Source organism: Massilia sp. 9096 (assembly GCF_000745265.1).
Lineage (GTDB): Bacteria > Pseudomonadota > Gammaproteobacteria > Burkholderiales > Burkholderiaceae_D > Telluria.
This window is the reverse complement of the sequence record NZ_JQNN01000001.1, coordinates 810001-826638: the sequence shown is the minus strand read 5'-3', so window position 1 is coordinate 826638 and position 16638 is coordinate 810001. Positions and strand designations below refer to the sequence as shown.

The following is a 16638-nucleotide window of genomic DNA, read 5'->3' as shown; positions in this document are numbered from 1 at the left end:
GCCTGCCGCCGCGCGAGCACTAGCGGCTCTTCACCACCAGCAGCGCGCCCAGAATACTCTCGAGCAGGTACAGCACTTGCGACGCCCCGTGCAGCGCCATGAAGGTCCCGTATTGCGGCGACGCGCGCACGCCGGCCGGCCCGGCCGCCGCACGGATCGCCGCCATGGCCGGCTGCAGGCCGAGGTAGACGCCCAGGCTGCAGGCCAGCATCGCCGCGATCAGGCCGAACAGCCAACGCCGCCGCCGCGCGTCGAGGTCGGGCGCGCGCGCGACCAGGGGCGCCAGCAGCACGGCCAGCACGATCGCCAGCCAGGCCGAGCGCGTCAGCATGACGGCGACGACGTCGCCGGCCTGGGTGCTGCCCAGCACGCTGAAGGCGCTCGGCGCGGCCAGGTAGCTGACTGCCCACACGCTGCCGGCCCACAGGGCGGCCAGCAACAGACGTGCGTTGACAATCGCCTTGTTGTTGATCAAAGCGTCAACGCTCAGATATAACGGACTTCGAGGATTTCGTATTCGCGCGGGCCGGACGGGGCTTGCACCTCGACCACGTCGCCGGCGTATTTGCCGATCAGCGCGCGCGCGATCGGCGAGGTAACCGAGACCTTGTTCTGCTTCAGGTCGGCTTCGTCGATGCCGACGATCTGGTAGGTGACCTTCTGGCCGTTGTCCAGGTCTTCGAGGTCGACGGTGGAGGCGAACACGACGCGGCCTTCGGCGTCGAGCGTGGACGGGTCGATGACCTGGGCGGTCGAGAGCTTCTGCTCCAGTTCCGCGATCCGGCCTTCGACGAAGGCCTGGCGCTCCTTGGCCGCGTCGTACTCGGCGTTTTCCGACAGGTCGCCGTGCGAACGCGCTTCGGCGATCGCATCGATCACACTGCGGCGCTCCTTGGTCTTGAGCTGGTGCAGCTCTTCCTTCAGGAGTTCGGCGCCGTGTTTGGTCAATGGAGTGTTCATGGATGTATATTTAGTATTAAAAAAGTTAAAACCACAGGATCACGCGACGCACGCCGCGCGAACACTGTGGTTTTACTGATATGCAAACCCCCGACGCATCGGGGGCCTCGAAAACCGTAGCGAGCGGCGGCCACGGTGGCCAAGAAGCGCAGCTGTACTCAAGTACAGCGAGCATCGCCGGCCGGCGTGGCAACGCGCAGCAGGTTTGCGAGTCCCCTTTAGTTTAAGGTCTTATGCAGGCCTTGTAAATCGTAGACACGCAGATCGTCGATGTAGCCCATGCCCTGCACCGCCGCTTCCGCGCCGGCGATCGTCGTGTAGGTCACGACGCGCGCCTGCAGCGCCGAGGTGCGGATGGTGCGCGAGTCGGCGATCGCATTGCGCTTTTCCTCGACCGTGTTCACGACCATCGCGATCTCGTGGTTCTTGATCATGTCGACGATGTGCGGCCGGCCTTCGACCACCTTGTTGACCGGGCTGACCGGGATGCCGGCGGCGGAAATGACGGCCGCGGTGCCCTTGGTCGCCACCAGCGTGAAGCCCAGGTTGACGAGTTCGCGCGCCAGCTTGACGGTGCGCGGCTTGTCCGAGGACTTCACCGACAGGAACACGTTGCCGGACTTGGGCAGCGTGATGCCGGCCGCCAGCTGCGACTTCACGAAGGCTTCGCCGAAGGTCTGGCCCACGCCCATGACTTCGCCGGTCGACTTCATCTCGGGGCCGAGGATGGTGTCGACGCCCGGGAACTTCACGAACGGGAACACGGCTTCCTTGACGCTGTAGAACGGCGGGACGATCTCTTTCGTGATGCCCTGCTGTTCCAAGGTCTGGCCGACCATGCAGCGCGCGGCGATTTTGGCCAGCTGCAGGCCGGTCGCCTTCGAGACGAACGGCACGGTGCGCGAGGCGCGCGGGTTCACTTCCAGGACGTACACGGTATCCACGGTCTTGCCGTCGACTTCGGACTGCTGGATCGCGAACTGCACGTTCATCAGGCCGACCACGTCCAGGCCCTTGGCCATCAGCGAGGTCTGGCGCTTGAGTTCGTCGATGGTCTCTTGCGACAGCGAGTACGGCGGCAGCGAGCAGGCCGAGTCGCCCGAGTGCACGCCGGCCTGTTCGATGTGCTCCATCACGCCGCCGATAAAGGTGGTGACGCCGTCCGAGATGCAGTCGACGTCGACTTCGATCGCGTCGTTCAGGAAGCGGTCCAGCAGCACCGGCGAATCGTTCGACACCTTGACCGCTTCGCGCATGTAGCGCTCGAGGTCGCGCTGCTCGTGCACGATTTCCATCGCGCGGCCGCCCAGCACGTACGAAGGACGCACCACCAGCGGGTAGCCGATCTCGTTGGCCAGGGCGAGCGCTTCGGTTTCGGTGCGCGCGGTGCGGTTCGGCGGCTGGCGCAAGCCGAGCTTTTGCAGCAGCTGCTGGAAACGCTCGCGGTCTTCGGCGGCGTCGATCATGTCCGGCGAGGTGCCGATGATGGGCACGCCGTTGGCTTCCAGGTCGAGCGCGAGTTTCAGCGGAGTCTGGCCGCCGTACTGGACGATCACGCCTTCGGGCTTTTCCAGGTCGACGATCTCGAGCACGTCTTCCAGCGTCAGCGATTCGAAGTACAGGCGGTCCGACGTGTCGTAGTCGGTCGACACGGTCTCCGGATTGCAGTTGACCATGATGGTCTCGTAGCCGTCGTCGCGCATCGCCAGCGCCGCGTGCACGCAGCAGTAGTCGAACTCGATGCCCTGGCCGATGCGGTTCGGACCGCCGCCCAGCACCATGATCTTCTTCTTGTCGGTCGGGTTGGCCTCGCACTCCTCGTCGTAGGTCGAGTACATGTAGGCGGTGTTGGTGGCGAACTCGGCGGCGCAGGTGTCGACGCGCTTGTAGACCGGACGGATACCCAAAGCGTGGCGCTTCTCGCGCACCGCCTGCGGCGTGGTCTGCATCAGGAAGGCCAGGCGGCGGTCCGAGAAGCCCTTTTGCTTCAGTTTGTACAGCGTCGGCTTGTCCAGGCTTTCCAGCTTCTGGTGATCCAGCCACAGCTCGATGTCGACGATTTCCTTGATCTGGATCAGGAACCACGGATCGATCTTGGTCAGGCCGTGCACTTCTTCCAGCGTGAAGCCCTGGGCAAACGCGTCGCCCACGTACCAGATGCGGTCCGGTCCCGGCTCGCCCAGCTCTTCCTCGATCTTCTCGCGGTCGCGCGTCTTTTCGTTCAGGCCGTCGACGCCGACTTCCAGGCCGCGCAGCGCCTTCTGGAACGATTCCTGGAAGGTGCGGCCCATCGCCATGACTTCGCCGACCGACTTCATCTGCGTGGTCAGGTGCTTGTCCGCGGTCGGGAATTTCTCGAACGTGAAACGCGGGATCTTGGTCACGACGTAGTCGATCGACGGCTCGAACGAGGCCGGGGTCGCGCCGCCGGTGATCTCGTTGCGCAGCTCGTCCAGCGTGTAGCCGATGGCCAGCTTGGCGGCCACCTTGGCGATCGGGAAGCCGGTCGCTTTCGAGGCCAGCGCCGAGGAACGCGACACGCGCGGGTTCATCTCGATGACGATCATGCGGCCGTCTTTCGGGTTGATCGAGAACTGCACGTTCGAGCCGCCGGTGTCGACGCCGATCTCGCGCAGCACCGCGATCGAGGCGTTGCGCATGATCTGGTATTCCTTGTCGGTCAGCGTCTGCGCCGGCGCGACGGTGATCGAGTCGCCGGTGTGCACGCCCATCGGATCCAGGTTTTCGATCGAGCAGACGATGATGCAGTTGTCCTTCTTGTCGCGGACGACTTCCATCTCGTACTCTTTCCAGCCGAGCAGCGATTCTTCGATCAGCAGTTCCGAGGTCGGCGAGGCTTCCAGGCCGCGCTTGCAGATCGCTTCGAATTCTTCTTCGTTGTAGGCGATGCCGCCGCCCGAGCCGCCCATCGTGAACGACGGACGGATGATGACCGGGAAGCCGAGCTCGCGCTGCACGGCGCGCGACTCGTCCATCGTGTGCGCGACGCCCGACTTGGCCGAACCCAGGCCGATCTTGGTCATCGCGTCCTTGAATTTCGAACGGTCTTCGGCCTTGTCGATGGCTTCCGGGGTCGCGCCGATCAGCTCGACCTTGTACTTGTCCAGCACGCCGTGGCGGTGCAGGTCGAGCGCGCAGTTCAGCGCGGTCTGGCCGCCCATGGTCGGCAGGATCGCGTCGGGACGCTCCTTGTCGATGATGCGCTCGACCGCCTTCCAGGTGATCGGCTCGATATAGGTGACGTCGGCCGTTTCCGGGTCGGTCATGATGGTCGCCGGGTTCGAATTGACCAGGATGACCTTGTAGCCTTCTTCGCGCAGGGCCTTGCAGGCCTGGGCGCCGGAGTAATCGAATTCCACTGCCTGGCCGATGACGATCGGGCCCGCGCCAATGATCAGGATGCTTTTGATGTCACTACGTTTTGGCATGTATTATTCTCCGCGGGCGGCAGTCATGTTGCTGCTCATCTTGCTAATGAAACGGTCAAACAGATAGGCGACGTCGGTCGGCCCCGGCGAGGCTTCCGGGTGGCCCTGGAAGCAGAAGGCCGGCTTGTCGGTGCGCTCGAAACCCTGCAGCGAGCCGTCGAACAGCGAGACGTGGGTCACGCGGCAGTTGGAAGGCAGCGTGGCGGCGTCGACCGCGAAGCCGTGGTTCTGGGACGTGATCAGGACCTGCTTGCTGTCCAGGTCCTGCACCGGGTGGTTGGCGCCGTGGTGGCCGAACTTCATCTTCACGGTCTTGGCGCCGGAGGCCAGCGCCATGATCTGGTGGCCGAGGCAGATGCCGAAGGTCGGGATGCCCTTCTCGATCAGTTCGCGCGAAGCTTCGATCGCGTAGGTGCACGGGGCCGGGTCGCCAGGGCCGTTGGCCAGGAAGATGCCGTCCGGGTTCAGGGCCAGGGCCTCGGCCGCGGTGGCTTGCGCCGGCAGCACGGTGACCTTGCAGCCGCGCTCGGCCAGCATGCGCAGGATGTTGCGCTTGACGCCGTAATCGAAAGCGACCACGTGGTACTTCGGCTTGTCCTGCTTGCCGAAGCCCTCGCCCAGCTTCCATTCGGTCTCGGTGAATTCGTACGGCTCCTTGACCGACACGACCTTGGCCAGGTCCATGCCGTTCAGGCCCGGGAACGAACGCGCCAGTTCCAGCGCCTGCGCCTCGGACGGCTCGTTGCCCTGGGTGCCGGTCAGGATCGCGCCGTTCTGGGCCCCCTTCTCGCGCAGGATGCGGGTCAGCTTGCGGGTGTCGATGTTGGCGATGCCGACCGTACCTTCGGCCTTCAGGTAGTCCGACAGCGACTGGGTCGAGCGGAAGTTCGATGCCAGCAGCGGCAGGTCGCGGATGATCAGGCCGGCGGCATGGACTTTAGACGCCTCCACGTCGGCCGGGTTCACGCCCTGGTTGCCGATGTGCGGGTAGGTCAGCGTGACGATCTGACGCGAATAGCTGGGGTCGGTCAGGATTTCCTGGTAACCGGTGATGGCCGTATTGAAGACCACTTCACCGATCGTGTGACCGGCGGCGCCGATCGAAACGCCTTTGAAAATGGTTCCGTCTGCGAGGGCCAGGATGGCTGGAACGGCTGGGCCAGAAAAAAATGGCGGCAAGGGCAACTCCCGTGAAAGTTGCCGTAGCTGGGCCACGTCAGACCGACCTGAAGCCCGCCCCCGATGCGGGGTTGGGCGAATGCGAGCGACGCAGTTTTGCTGGTCGGCGCCCGCGATTGCAGGACGTTAGAAAAGGAATGGGTGGGTAATCGCTACGGCAGATAGTAGTGTGGATAAACTTCCGAATTATAGCGCGATTTGCCCTTGCCGGCAATCGCCGGCGACCCATTCCCTTGGGTCATTCCCGCAGTAATCAGAGACCCAGGGCCGCGATGCCGGCCTTGGCGATCTGCGCGTCCTCGGCCGATTTCACGCCCGACACGCCGACCGCGCCGACGGTCTCGCCTTCGACCACGATCGGCACGCCGCCTTCGAGCAGGCCTTCCAGTTCCGGTGCGCTCAGGAAGGACACGCGGCCGTTGTTGATCATGTCTTCGTAGATTTTCGATTCGCGGCGGCCCAGCGCGGCGGTCTTGGCCTTGGCCGGGGCGATGTGGGCGGAGATCGGCGCTGCGCCATCCAGGCGCTGCAGCCACAGCAGGTGGCCGCCGTCGTCGACGACCGAGATCACGACTTTCCAGTTGTTGGCATTGGCTTCGGCCTCGGCGGCGGCGGCGATTTTCTTGACGTCTTCCAGGGTCAGGACGGGTTTGGTCTTCATGGCTTCCTTATCGGTGGTGCGGTGAAAAAATCAGGTGGCCGGCGTCGCCTGCCTGGCGCGCAGCTTGGCCTTGAGTTCGCCCATCACACCGGCCGCGGCCTGCTCGCCGGCCAGCACGGCCAGGTTGCGGCCGTTGAAGTCGGCGCTGCCCATGGTGCCCAGCTGCGGCGTGATGACGATGTCGGCGTCCTTGAGTTCGAAATGGTTCAGGCGCTGGCCCATGATGGTGAAGGTCTGCATCAGCACGTCGAGCGAGCTGGCCGTGGCCTGGGCCTCGGTCGCGCTCGAGATGTTGACGGCGATGATGAACTCGGCGCCCATCTCTTTCGCGAAGCGCACCGGCACCGGCGCCACCAGGCCGCCGTCGACGTAGGTATGGCCGCCGATCGCGACCGGCTGGAACACGCTCGGCACCGACGACGATGCGCGTACCGCCAGCCCGGTGTTTCCGCGCCGGAACAGGATCGGCTGGCCGTTCTTCAGATCCGTGGCGACGCAGCCGAACGGGATCTTGAGCTTTTCGATCGGGGTGTTGCGCACGGCCTTGTTGACGTAGGCTTGCAGCGCCTCGCCCTTGAGGACGCCGGGCGACTTGCTGAAGAACGGCAGCGCCCAGTCGGAGATCGTGGCCTCGTCCATCTCCATCGCGATCTTCTGCAGCGCGAAGCCGTTGTAGAAGCCGGAGGCGTACAGCGAGCCGACCACCGAGCCGGCGCTGGTGCCGACCACGATGTCGGGATAGATACCCTGGGCTTCCAGGGCCTTGATCACGCCGATGTGGGCGAAGCCGCGCGCGGCGCCGCCGCCCAGCGCCAGGGCGATGCGCACTTTACGCAGGAGCAGCGGGGCCGGGGTGGGCGCGGCGGCGACGGCCACCGGTTTGGTCGGCGATGAACCGCAACCGGCCACCAGCGAGGCGGCCAACGCGGACAGCATGGAACGTCGGGAAACCATGGGCCTGAATGGGTACGTGGACTAAAGCCAGGATTGTAACCCGTTCCAGGCCAATGCCGGCTTCGCCTCGATCCCGCGCCGGCCATCTGCGACGAAACCGTTCAGGGGACCGGTTTGCCGCAAGGAATGCACGGGTTGGCGCATTTGCCTGGACCGCTGTCCGGCTCTCGCTCAAAGTCTGTGATGTTATCAGTTAAATTACTTTATCCTAGCAATTATAAATGCTATCTTTGCGCATATTTCGCGACCTTGAAAACCTTGTCCCTTACAGGCTTCTCATATGCACACCCAGCCCCCTCCCCGTCCGATTCGCCTGAGCCAGCTTGCCGCCGCCGTGGCGACCGCCCTGTCGATCGCCCTGGCCGCAGCGCCGGCGCAGGCCTGGCAAGCCACCTCAGTCCGTGGCGATGGCGCCGCCAGGGACGGCAAGGATGCGAAGGACAATAACGTGCAACAGGTCGAGGTGCGCGGCGCCCTGAATGCCTACGATCCGCGGCGCGACGATACCGCCAGCAGGATCGTCGTCAACCGTGACGAGCTGCTCAAGTATGGCGACACCAGCGTGCTCGATGCGCTCAAGCGCGTGCCCGGAGTGACGGTGAGCAGGGCTGGCGGGCGCGGCGGCGAAGTGCGCATGCGCGGCCTGGGCGGCGGCTATACGCAGATCCTGATCAACGGCGAAAAAGCCCCGCCCGGCTTCACGCTCGATGCGCTGGCGCCCGAGCTGGTCGAGCGCATCGAGGTGCTGCGCGCCGCGAGCGCCGAGTTCTCGACCCAGTCGATCGCCGGCACCATCAATGTCGTGCTCAAGAAAACGGTCAAGGCCGGCCAGCGCGAGCTGAAGCTCGGCTATTCCAGCGCCGGCGACATCAAGGGGCCGAACGCCAACCTGCAGCTGGCGGACAAGGCGGGGGCGCTGTCGTGGGAGCTGAGCGCCAACGTCAGGCGCGAGCACTACACGCGCACGACGCACAACGTCGAGGAGCACATCGATGCGGCCGGCGAGCCCGATGGCCTGCGCCTGGGCAGCCTGCCCGAGAGCGGCCACATCCTGTTCCTGAATCTCAGTCCGCGCCTGGTCTGGAAGCTCGACAACGGCGACACCCTGAGTTCGCAGACCTTCGTCAACATCAACCATTTCGAGAACGACGTCGGCACGCTGGTCGCGACCCGCCTCGGCCCGGCGCCGGCCTACCCGGTCCTCGACCAGACCGTGAGCAACGACGGCAAGAACGTGCGCGAGGAGCTCAACTGGACCCGCGCCTTCGCGTCCGGCGCCAAGCTCGACGCCAAGATCAGCGCCACCGCGGGCAGCCCCGCCAACGCCACCTACCGCACCGGCGCCGGCAGTCCCGACGTGGATGCGCTGCACGAGCTGATCAAGTCGAACGCCACGATCCGTGGCATGAACACGATGGGCAAGTTCACCAGCGCCAGCTGGGAGGGCCATGCGCTGGCGGCTGGCTGGGACGGCGGCTACCAGACCGAGGACGATGCGCGCCGCGACCGCGACTATTACCGACCTGAGGTCGTGCCGCCGGGCGGCGACGAGGTCTACCACGCCGACGTCGCCCGCATGGCGCTGTACGGCCAGGACGAATGGAACGTCACAAAAAACTGGTCGGTGTACCTGGGCGTGCGCTGGGAAGGCATCCACACGCGGGTCGCGGGCAACACCTTCTCCACCGCGCACAACCGCTCGAACGTCTGGAGCCCGCTGTTCCAGACCTTGTACAAGATCCCCGACACGAAAGGCGACCAGCTGCGCCTGGCGCTCACGCGCACCTATCGGGCGCCCGACCTGCAACGCCTGATCCCGCACCGCTTCACTTCGGTCAACAACAATCAGACCGATCCCGATTCGATCGGCAACCCCGAGCTCAAGCCCGAGCTGGCGCTCGGTCTCGATGCCGCCTGGGAGCATTACTGGGCCGAGGGCGCGCTGGTGTCGCTCAGCGCGTCGGGCCGCAACATCGACAACAATACGCGCGAGCAGACCCTCTTCGACGGCAGCCGCTGGGTCTCGCTGCCCGTGAACACCGGCCACGCGCGTGCGCGTGGGCTCGAGTTCGAAGCCAAGTTCCCGCTCAAGGCGCTGATCGACACCACCACCGCGCTCGACCTGCGCGCCAGCCTGTCGCGCAACTGGTCGAGCGTGGATGCGATTCCGGGACCGAACAACCGGCTGCTCGACCAGACACCGGTTTCGAGCACGCTCGGCGCGGACTACAAGCTGGGGCGGCTCACCACGGGCGGCAGTTTCGTCTTCAAGAATGGCGGCGAAGTGCGCGTGTCGGGCAACCAGGTCACGTATCAGAGCGTGCGCCGCGACTTCGACCTGTACGCCTTGTGGAAGTTCGACGCCAGGCGCCAGCTGCGCTTGGCCGCCTCCAACCTGCTGCGCCAGGATTTCATCAGCGCCAGCAGCTACACCTCGCCTGACGGCAGCGTCCAGCGCAGCCGCACGATCTATCCGGGCTTCACGATGCTGCGCGCGACGCTGGAGCTGAGCTTCTAGATGACGCGCTAGCCCTGCAGCGAGGTGTTCGGCAGCGAAGCCGTGAACACGCTGCCCTTGCCCGGCGTCGAGCGGATCGACAGCTTGCCGCCATGGCGCAGCAGCACGTGCTTGACGATCGCCAGGCCCAGGCCGGTGCCCTGGGTCTCGCGCGAGCGGCTCTTGTCGACACGGTAGAAGCGCTCGGTCAGGCGCGAGATGTGCTGCTCGTCGATGCCGATGCCGGTGTCGCACGCCTCGAAGCGCAAATCGTCCGGGCCACGGCGCCAGGCCAGCCTGATGGTCCCGCCGGCCGGGGTGTAGCGCACCGCGTTGGTGGCCAGGTTGCCGAAGGCGCTGCGCAGTTCCTCGGCGCTGCCCATCAGGTCCGGACCGTCGACCTCGAACTCGATCTGGTGCCGGCCGTTCGAGAGCGCGCGCGCGTCGTTGGCGACCTGCTCGACCAGCTTGTGCACGTCGACCCGCTCGCGCTTGAGCGGATACTCGTCCGACTCCAGGCGCGACAGCGTCAGCATGTCCTCGATCAGGCGCTGCATGCGCTGGGCCTGTTCGGTCATCAGCTTGAGGTGGGCGGTGCGGGTCTCGGCATCCAGGCCGGGATCGGCCAGCGCGATTTCCAGGAAGCCGACCACCACGGTGAGCGGCGTGCGCAGCTCGTGCGAGGCGTTGGCGATGAAGTCGCGCCGCATCGCTTCGATGCGGTCGGATTCGGTAGCGTCGTGGGTCACCAGGATCTGCCTGCGGTTTTCGAACGGGATGACCTGCACCACCAGCTTGCGGCCGCGGATGGCCAGCGTCAGCGGCTGCTCGTAGCGGCCCAGGATGACGTAGTCGATGAACTCGGGATGGCGGATCAGGTTGGTGACGCGGCGCCCCTTGTCGCGTTCCAGCGTCAGGCCGAGGTGGCGCTCGGCGGCCGGGTTGCACCACTCGAGGAACAGCACGTCGTCCATGATCGCCACGCCTTCCGGCAGCAGATGCATGGCCTGGCGAAAACGCGCCAGCCATTCGGTCAGGTCATCGCGGTTGCGCTCGTCGTCGCGGCGCAGCCGATAGAGGCGCGCGAACACGTCGGTCCAGGCGCCCCACCCGTCCGGCAGCTTGCCGCTCTTCGGGTCGTTGAGCCATTCGCCCAGCTTGTGCAGGTAGTTCAGCTGCACGACCAGCAGGGTGACGACGATGACGAGGGCGAAGGCCAGCGCGGTCACCGCGCCCGCCATCCACCACACGATGCCCGCAGCGCCGGCCACCAGGCCCAGGCGCAGCACGGCCGGGACCCAGAACACCAGCCTGGGATTCAGGGCGGAGCTGTCTTCCACTTATTCCATCTCTTTCATTGCGGCTCTTTTTCGGTGAGCATGTAGCCGACGCTGCGCACCGTCTTGATCAGCTTTTCGGCTTCCTTGAGGGCCTTGCGCAGGCGCAGCACGTGCACGTCGACCGTGCGCTCCTCGACCGCGGCGGCGTCGCCCCAGACCTTGTCGAGCAGCTGGCTGCGCGAGAACACGCGCTCGCGGTGCGCCATCAGGAACTTGAGCAGGCGGTATTCGGCATTGCCCATGTCGAGCTGGCGCCCGTTCAGGGTGACGGTGCAGCTGCTCGGGTCGAGCGTGACCGCACCGGCCGACAGCGGCGCCTCGGCCAGGTGCGGGCTCTTGCGCCGCAACAGCGCCTTCGAGCGCGCCAGCAATTCACGCGGCGAGAACGGCTTGGTGACGTAGTCGTCGGCGCCGGTGTTCAGGCCGGCGATCTTGTCTTCTTCCATGCTCTTGGCGGTCAGCATGATGACCGGGATGTCCTGGAAGTCGCGGTCGCCGCGCAGGCGCGACAGCAGGCGCAGGCCGCTCTGGTCGGGCAGCATCCAGTCCAGCAGCAGCAGGTCGGGCCGCGCCTGCGTCACCGCCTCCCAGGCCGACGCCACGTTCGGCGCGGTGCGGATATCCCAGCCGGTCTCGCGCAGCGAATAGCTCACCAGCTCGACGATCGCCGGTTCGTCCTCGACGATCAGGATGGACGTAGTGGACGCCATCGCCGATCAGCCCTGCGCCTGGGCCGGCGCTTCGCCGACGCCGCGTTCGCCGGTGGCCGGCTTGGAGTGGCGGATGTCGCGCCCTTCGGCCACGTAGATCACGTACTCGGCGATGTTCTTGGCGTGGTCGCCGATGCGTTCGATCGCCTTGGCCACCCACAGCGTGTCCAGCGCCGACGAGATCGTGCGCGGGTCTTCCATCATGAAGGTGATCATGTTGCGCATGATCGAGCGGAACTCGAAGTCGATCACGTCATCCTGGGCGATGATCTGCACCGCGGCCTTGCCGTCCAGGCGCGCGAAAGCGTCGAGCGCGTCGTGCAGCATGTCGGCCGTGGCGCGCGAGATCGTGCGCACGACTTCGTAATGGTTGAAGCTGACCAGGCCGCGCTCGTGCAGGCTCTTGGCGGTGCGCGCGATCTTGGTCGCTTCGTCGCCGATGCGTTCGAGGTCGGTGATCACCTTGATGGTCGCCATCACGGTGCGCAGGTCGTTGGCGGCCGGCTGGCGGCGCACGATCAGGTGGCTGCAGGCGTCGTCGAGCTGGACTTCGAGCTGGTTGACGGCGTGGTCGTCGGCCATGACCTTGTCGGCCGAGTCGCTGTTACCGACGCGGAAAGCGTTGACCGCCTCGTCGAACTGGGTTTCCACCATGCCGCCCATGAGCAGCACCTTCGAACGGATGCCTTCGAGCTCCTGGTCGTACTGCTTGGATGAGTGATCGCCTGCCATGTCTTCTATCCTGTCTTATCTCGTTATATTAACTGATGCCAACGTTCAACCGAAACGGCCGGTGATGTAGTCCTGGGTTTCCTTTTTCGACGGATTCAGGAAGATCTGGTCGGTCTCGCCGAACTCGACCAGCTCGCCCAGGTACATGTAGGCGGTGTAGTCCGAGCAGCGCGCGGCCTGCTGCATGTTGTGGGTCACGATGGCGATCGTGTAGTCGCCCTTCAGTTCGCTGATCAGCTCTTCGATCTTGGAGGTCGAGATCGGGTCCAGCGCCGAGGTCGGCTCGTCCAGCAGCAGCACGTCCGGCTTCACCGCCACGCCGCGCGCGATGCACAGGCGCTGCTGTTGTCCGCCGGACAGCGACAGGCCGCTCTTGCCCAGCTTGTCCTTGACTTCGGTCCACAGCGCGGCCTTCTTGAGCGCCCATTCCACGCGCTCGTCCATCTCGCCCTTGGACAGGTTTTCGTACAGGCGCACGCCGAAAGCGATGTTGTCATAGATCGACATCGGGAACGGAGTCGGCTTCTGGAACACCATGCCGACCTTCGCGCGCAGCATGTTGACGTCGACGCCAGGCTCCAGGATGTTGCGGCCGCGGTACTGGATCGAGCCCTCGGCGCGCTGGCCGGGGTACAGGTCGTACATGCGGTTCAGCGTGCGCAGCAGCGTCGACTTGCCGCAACCGGACGGGCCGATGAAGGCCGTCACCTGCTTGTCGTGGATGTCGAGGCTGACGTTCTTCAGGCTGTGCGCCTTGCCGTAGTAAAAATTCAGGCCGGAGATCTCGATCGTCTTGGCCTTCGGGCCGGCGTTCGCGTTGGCGTTGGTGTTCGAGGCCGGGGCGGTCATGGTCGTAGTCATCATCATGATGGATTCGCTTTACGCGTCATTGCGGGTTTTTCTGGCGGAACGCGGTCCGCGACAGGATGTTCAGGAACAGCACGCTGAAGGTCACCAGCAGCGCACCGCCCCAGGCGATGTTGCGCCAGTCTTCGTACGAGCTCATCGCGAACTGGTAGATCACGACCGGCATGTTGGCCATCGGCTGGTTCATGTCGAGGCTGAAGAACTGGTTGTTCAGCGAGGTGAACAGCAGCGGCGCGGTCTCGCCGGCGATACGCGCCACGGCCAGCAGCACGCCGGTCATCACGCCGGCCTTGACCGCGCGCAGGCGCACCATCAGCGCCACCTTCCAGCGCGGCGCGCCCAGCGCGAACGCGGCTTCGAGCAGCGCGTTCGGCACCAGGTGCAGCATGTTGTCGGTGGTGCGCAGCACGACCGGGATCGAGATCAGGGACAGCGCGATGGTGCCGGCATAGCCCGAGAAGTGGCCGGCCTTGGCCACGTACAGCGCGTACACGAACAGGCCGATCACGATCGACGGCGCCGACAGCATGACGTCGGTGACGAAGCGGGTGACGGCGGCGAACTTGTTGTTCTGGCCGTACTCGGCCAGGTAGATGCCGGCCAGGATGCCGATCGGGGTGCTGATGAGGGTCGACAGGCCGACCAGCAGCAGGCTGCCGACGATGGCGTTGCGCAGACCGCCCGGGCTGCCGGGGGCCGGCGTGTCCATCGTGAACAGGCTGGCGGTCAGGCCGTGGAAGCCTTCCATCAGCAGCGTGACCAGGATCCATGCCAGGAAGCCCAGGCCGATCACCATCGCGGCGATCGACAGGGCCATGCCGAGGCGGTGCGCCAGCAGGCGGCGGCGGTAAACCGGATTGACTGCGGGAGTATTGATGTTTTCCATTTTATTTTGCACCTTCGTTGCGCGACATTTTCAGCAGCATGATCTTGGCCGCCGACAGGACGATGAAGGTGATCGCGAACAGGATCAGGCCCAGCGCCATCAGCGAGGACACGTGCAGCGTCGAGCTGGCTTCGGCGAATTCGTTGGCCAAGGTCGACGAGATCGAGTTACCCGGTGCGAACAGCGACAGCGACAGGTCGTTGGCGTTGCCGATCACGAAAGTCACGGCCATGGTCTCGCCGAGCGCGCGGCCCAGGCCGAGCATCACGCCGCCGACCACGCCGCCGCGGGTGTACGGCAGCACGATCTTGCGCACCACTTCCCAGCGCGTGCAGCCCAGGCCATAGGCCGATTCCTTCAGCACGGCCGGGACGATCTCGAACACGTCGCGCATCACGGAGGCGATGAACGGGATGATCATCACGGCCAGGATCACGCCGGCGGTGAGCAGGCCCAGGCCCATGGCCGGGCCCTGGAACAGCGGGCCGATGATCGGCAGCACGCCCAGCGTGTTTTTCAGCACCGGCTGGACGTGGTCGCCGAAGAACGGGACGAACACGAACAGGCCGAACATGCCGTAGATGATCGACGGGATGCCGGCCAGCAGTTCGATCGCCGTACCCATCGGGCGGCGCGCCCAGGCCGGGCAGATTTCGGTGAGGAACAGGGCGATGCCGAAGCTGATCGGGAAGGCCAGCAGCAGCGCGATGCCCGAGGTAACCAGGGTGCCGGTGATGGCGATCAGGGCGCCGAACTTGTCGTTGGGCGGATCCCACTCGGCGGTGGTGATGAAGCCCAGGCCGAATTCCTTGAAGGCCGGCGCGGCGCCGATCGCCAGGGACACGATGATCCCGACCAGCACCACCAGCACCAGCGCCGCGAACAGCATGGTGATCTTGTGGAAGAAGAAGTCCTGCATGCGCTGCACGCGCATGGTGTTGCGCAGCGCCGCATGGCTGGCGTCGTCGAGGCCGAACTGCGCTGCATTCTCGGTCCACTGCACTTCTTTTTCAGCGGCGATCGCGGTTTGTGCGTTCATGTCTTTATTCAATCTCTTGTCCTGCCTTGGATGCAGAATACCCACCTGCCCGTGCGGGCAGATGGGTTTATCGCTGCCCGTTATCTTGCGTAACGGTGGAGCTCAGTTACCAACTCGGTGTCCAACTCGATCAGTAGATCGCCTTGCCCGAAGCATCCTTCAGGTTGGCTTTCCATGCACCTTCGACCAGCTTGGTGACGGCTTCCGGCATCGGCACGTAGTCCAGATCGGTCGCGGCGGCCGCCCCGTTCTTGAAGGCGAAGTCGAAGAAGCCCAGCACTTCCTTGCCCTTGGCGGCGTCGGCCTGCTGCTTGTGCACCAGGGCGTAGGTCACGCCGGTGATCGGCCAGGCCTTCTGGCCCGGCTGGTCGGTCAGCACCACGCCGAAGCCCGGCGCCTTCGTCCAGTCGGCGTTGGCCGCGGCGGCCTTGAAGTTGTCGTCGTCCGGCTGCAGGAACACGCCGTCGTGGTTCTTCAGCTGGGTGTGGGTCAGCTTGTTCTTCTTCGAGTAAGCCCACTCGACGTAGCCGATCGAGCCCTTGATGCGCTGGACGTTGGCGGCGACGCCGTCATTGCCCTTGCCGCCCACGCCGACAGGCCATTTCACCGCGGTGCCGGCGCCGACCTTGGCCTTGAAATCGGCATTCGTCTGCGACAGGTAGTTGGTGAACAGGAAGGAAGTGCCCGAGCCGTCCGAACGGTGCACGACGGTGATGTCTTCGGCCGGCAGCTTGACGCCCGGGTTCAGGGCGGCGATTTCGGCTGCGTTCCACTTGGTGACCTTGCCCGAGTAGATGTCGGCCAGCACGGGACCGGTCAGCTTCAGCTGGCCCGGTGCGACGCCTTCCAGGTTGACGATGGCGACAACGCCGCCCATGATGGTCGGGAACTGCATCAGGCCGGCTTCGTTCAGTTCTTCGACCGACAGCGGCATGTCCGAGGCGCCGAAGTCGACGGTCTTGGCCTTGATCTGCTTGATGCCCGCGCCCGAGCCGATCGACTGGTAGTTCAGACCGTTGCCGCTCTTGGCCTTGTACATTTCCGCCCACTTCGAGTAGATCGGGTAAGCGAAGGTCGAGCCGGCGCCGGTGATGTCCGCCGCCAGCGTCGCCGTGCTCGCGAACGCCGCGGTGGTGCCGATGAGGATAGTGGCCAGCAGTTGCTTCATGCGCATATCAAGTCCTTTAAGGTAGGTGACACGATTGATGCGCGAAGTGTAATTGGCAATTATGACGGCTTTATGACAGGTTCCCGCGCCTTTTATGACAGCTCGGTTTGGCGCCTCTCCCCTCTGGCGTTGCCTGTGGAACCTTACCCATGTCACATAAATCGACCAGCCTGTCATATTCGACGGAGCCGCTTGT

General features: G+C 65.0%; 14 protein-coding genes. 1 reads left to right on the top strand and 13 read right to left on the bottom strand.

Going from position 1 to position 16638, the window contains the following annotated elements; genetic code table 11:
* Window positions 1-19 precede the first annotated feature (19 nt).
* From FA90_RS03620 to FA90_RS03595, 6 genes are all read right to left on the bottom strand, one after another.
* Window positions 20-475 (bottom strand): DUF4149 domain-containing protein, encoded by a 456-nt coding sequence (locus tag FA90_RS03620; protein ID WP_239700523.1) that lies wholly within the window; start codon window positions 473-475, stop codon window positions 20-22.
* An 11-nt stretch (window positions 476-486) separates the two neighbouring features.
* Entirely contained in the window at window positions 487-960 is a 474-nt protein-coding gene (gene greA / locus FA90_RS03615; RefSeq protein WP_036166029.1) for a transcription elongation factor GreA, read from the bottom strand.
* Between the two features lie 218 nt (window positions 961-1178).
* Window positions 1179-4409 carry a carbamoyl-phosphate synthase large subunit gene (carB, locus tag FA90_RS03610; RefSeq protein ID WP_036166026.1) on the bottom strand — a complete coding sequence of 1077 codons (3231 nt, stop codon included), beginning with the start codon at window positions 4407-4409 and terminating at the stop codon, window positions 1179-1181.
* A gap of 3 nt (window positions 4410-4412) precedes the next feature.
* Entirely contained in the window at window positions 4413-5588 is a 1176-nt protein-coding gene (gene carA / locus FA90_RS03605; RefSeq protein WP_036166024.1) for a glutamine-hydrolyzing carbamoyl-phosphate synthase small subunit, read from the bottom strand.
* A gap of 253 nt (window positions 5589-5841) precedes the next feature.
* Entirely contained in the window at window positions 5842-6249 is a 408-nt protein-coding gene (locus FA90_RS03600; protein ID WP_036166021.1) for a heme-binding protein, read from the bottom strand.
* Window positions 6250-6279: 30 nt separating this feature from the next.
* Window positions 6280-7185: a patatin-like phospholipase family protein gene (locus FA90_RS03595; protein WP_373994587.1), complete on the bottom strand. Its 906-nt coding sequence runs from the start codon at window positions 7183-7185 to the stop codon at window positions 6280-6282.
* Between the two features lie 298 nt (window positions 7186-7483).
* On the opposite strand from FA90_RS03595, the gene FA90_RS03590 reads away from it, so the two are divergent.
* Window positions 7484-9721 carry a TonB-dependent siderophore receptor gene (locus tag FA90_RS03590; protein WP_051971374.1) on the top strand — a complete coding sequence of 746 codons (2238 nt, stop codon included), beginning with the start codon at window positions 7484-7486 and terminating at the stop codon, window positions 9719-9721.
* Window positions 9722-9729: 8 nt separating this feature from the next.
* Here FA90_RS03590 and phoR read toward each other — a convergent pair whose 3' ends face one another.
* From phoR to pstS, 7 genes are all read right to left on the bottom strand, one after another.
* On the bottom strand, window positions 9730-11022 hold the full coding sequence (gene phoR, locus FA90_RS03585; RefSeq protein ID WP_036173956.1) for a phosphate regulon sensor histidine kinase PhoR: 1293 nt from the start codon (window positions 11020-11022) through the stop codon (window positions 9730-9732).
* 32 nt (window positions 11023-11054) lie between these two features.
* Window positions 11055-11750, bottom strand: a complete 696-nt coding sequence (locus tag FA90_RS03580; protein ID WP_036166006.1) for a response regulator — start codon at window positions 11748-11750, stop codon at window positions 11055-11057.
* Between the two features lie 6 nt (window positions 11751-11756).
* On the bottom strand, window positions 11757-12482 hold the full coding sequence (gene phoU, locus FA90_RS03575; protein WP_036166003.1) for a phosphate signaling complex protein PhoU: 726 nt from the start codon (window positions 12480-12482) through the stop codon (window positions 11757-11759).
* A 45-nt stretch (window positions 12483-12527) separates the two neighbouring features.
* Window positions 12528-13343 (bottom strand): phosphate ABC transporter ATP-binding protein PstB, encoded by an 816-nt coding sequence (gene pstB / locus FA90_RS03570; protein ID WP_036173953.1) that lies wholly within the window; start codon window positions 13341-13343, stop codon window positions 12528-12530.
* 25 nt (window positions 13344-13368) lie between these two features.
* Entirely contained in the window at window positions 13369-14235 is an 867-nt protein-coding gene (gene pstA, locus FA90_RS03565) for a phosphate ABC transporter permease PstA (RefSeq protein ID WP_036166000.1), read from the bottom strand.
* Between the two features lies 1 nt (window position 14236).
* A complete protein-coding gene (pstC, locus tag FA90_RS03560; RefSeq protein ID WP_239700976.1) occupies window positions 14237-15169 on the bottom strand; it encodes a phosphate ABC transporter permease subunit PstC in 933 nt (310 codons plus the stop codon).
* A gap of 235 nt (window positions 15170-15404) precedes the next feature.
* Complete coding sequence (gene pstS, locus FA90_RS03555; protein WP_036165998.1) at window positions 15405-16448, bottom strand: phosphate ABC transporter substrate-binding protein PstS; 1044 nt, start codon at window positions 16446-16448, stop codon at window positions 15405-15407.
* Window positions 16449-16638 lie beyond the last annotated feature (190 nt).

What these genes read in the sequence shown, in the direction of transcription:
- greA (WP_036166029.1), bottom strand. Translation starts at nt 960, where the DNA reads ATGAACACTCCATTGACCAAACACGGCGCCGAACTCCTGAAGGAAGAG.
- carB (WP_036166026.1), bottom strand. Translation starts at nt 4,409, where the DNA reads ATGCCAAAACGTAGTGACATCAAAAGCATCCTGATCATTGGCGCGGGC.
- FA90_RS03600 (WP_036166021.1), bottom strand. Translation starts at nt 6,249, where the DNA reads ATGAAGACCAAACCCGTCCTGACCCTGGAAGACGTCAAGAAAATCGCC.
- FA90_RS03595 (WP_373994587.1), bottom strand. Translation starts at nt 7,185, where the DNA reads ATGCTGTCCGCGTTGGCCGCCTCGCTGGTGGCCGGTTGCGGTTCATCG.
- FA90_RS03590 (WP_051971374.1), top strand. Translation starts at nt 7,484, where the DNA reads ATGCACACCCAGCCCCCTCCCCGTCCGATTCGCCTGAGCCAGCTTGCC.
- FA90_RS03580 (WP_036166006.1), bottom strand. Translation starts at nt 11,750, where the DNA reads ATGGCGTCCACTACGTCCATCCTGATCGTCGAGGACGAACCGGCGATC.
- phoU (WP_036166003.1), bottom strand. Translation starts at nt 12,482, where the DNA reads ATGGCAGGCGATCACTCATCCAAGCAGTACGACCAGGAGCTCGAAGGC.
- pstB (WP_036173953.1), bottom strand. Translation starts at nt 13,343, where the DNA reads ATGACTACGACCATGACCGCCCCGGCCTCGAACACCAACGCCAACGCG.
- pstA (WP_036166000.1), bottom strand. Translation starts at nt 14,235, where the DNA reads ATGGAAAACATCAATACTCCCGCAGTCAATCCGGTTTACCGCCGCCGC.
- pstC (WP_239700976.1), bottom strand. Translation starts at nt 15,169, where the DNA reads ATGCGCGTGCAGCGCATGCAGGACTTCTTCTTCCACAAGATCACCATG.
- pstS (WP_036165998.1), bottom strand. Translation starts at nt 16,448, where the DNA reads ATGCGCATGAAGCAACTGCTGGCCACTATCCTCATCGGCACCACCGCG.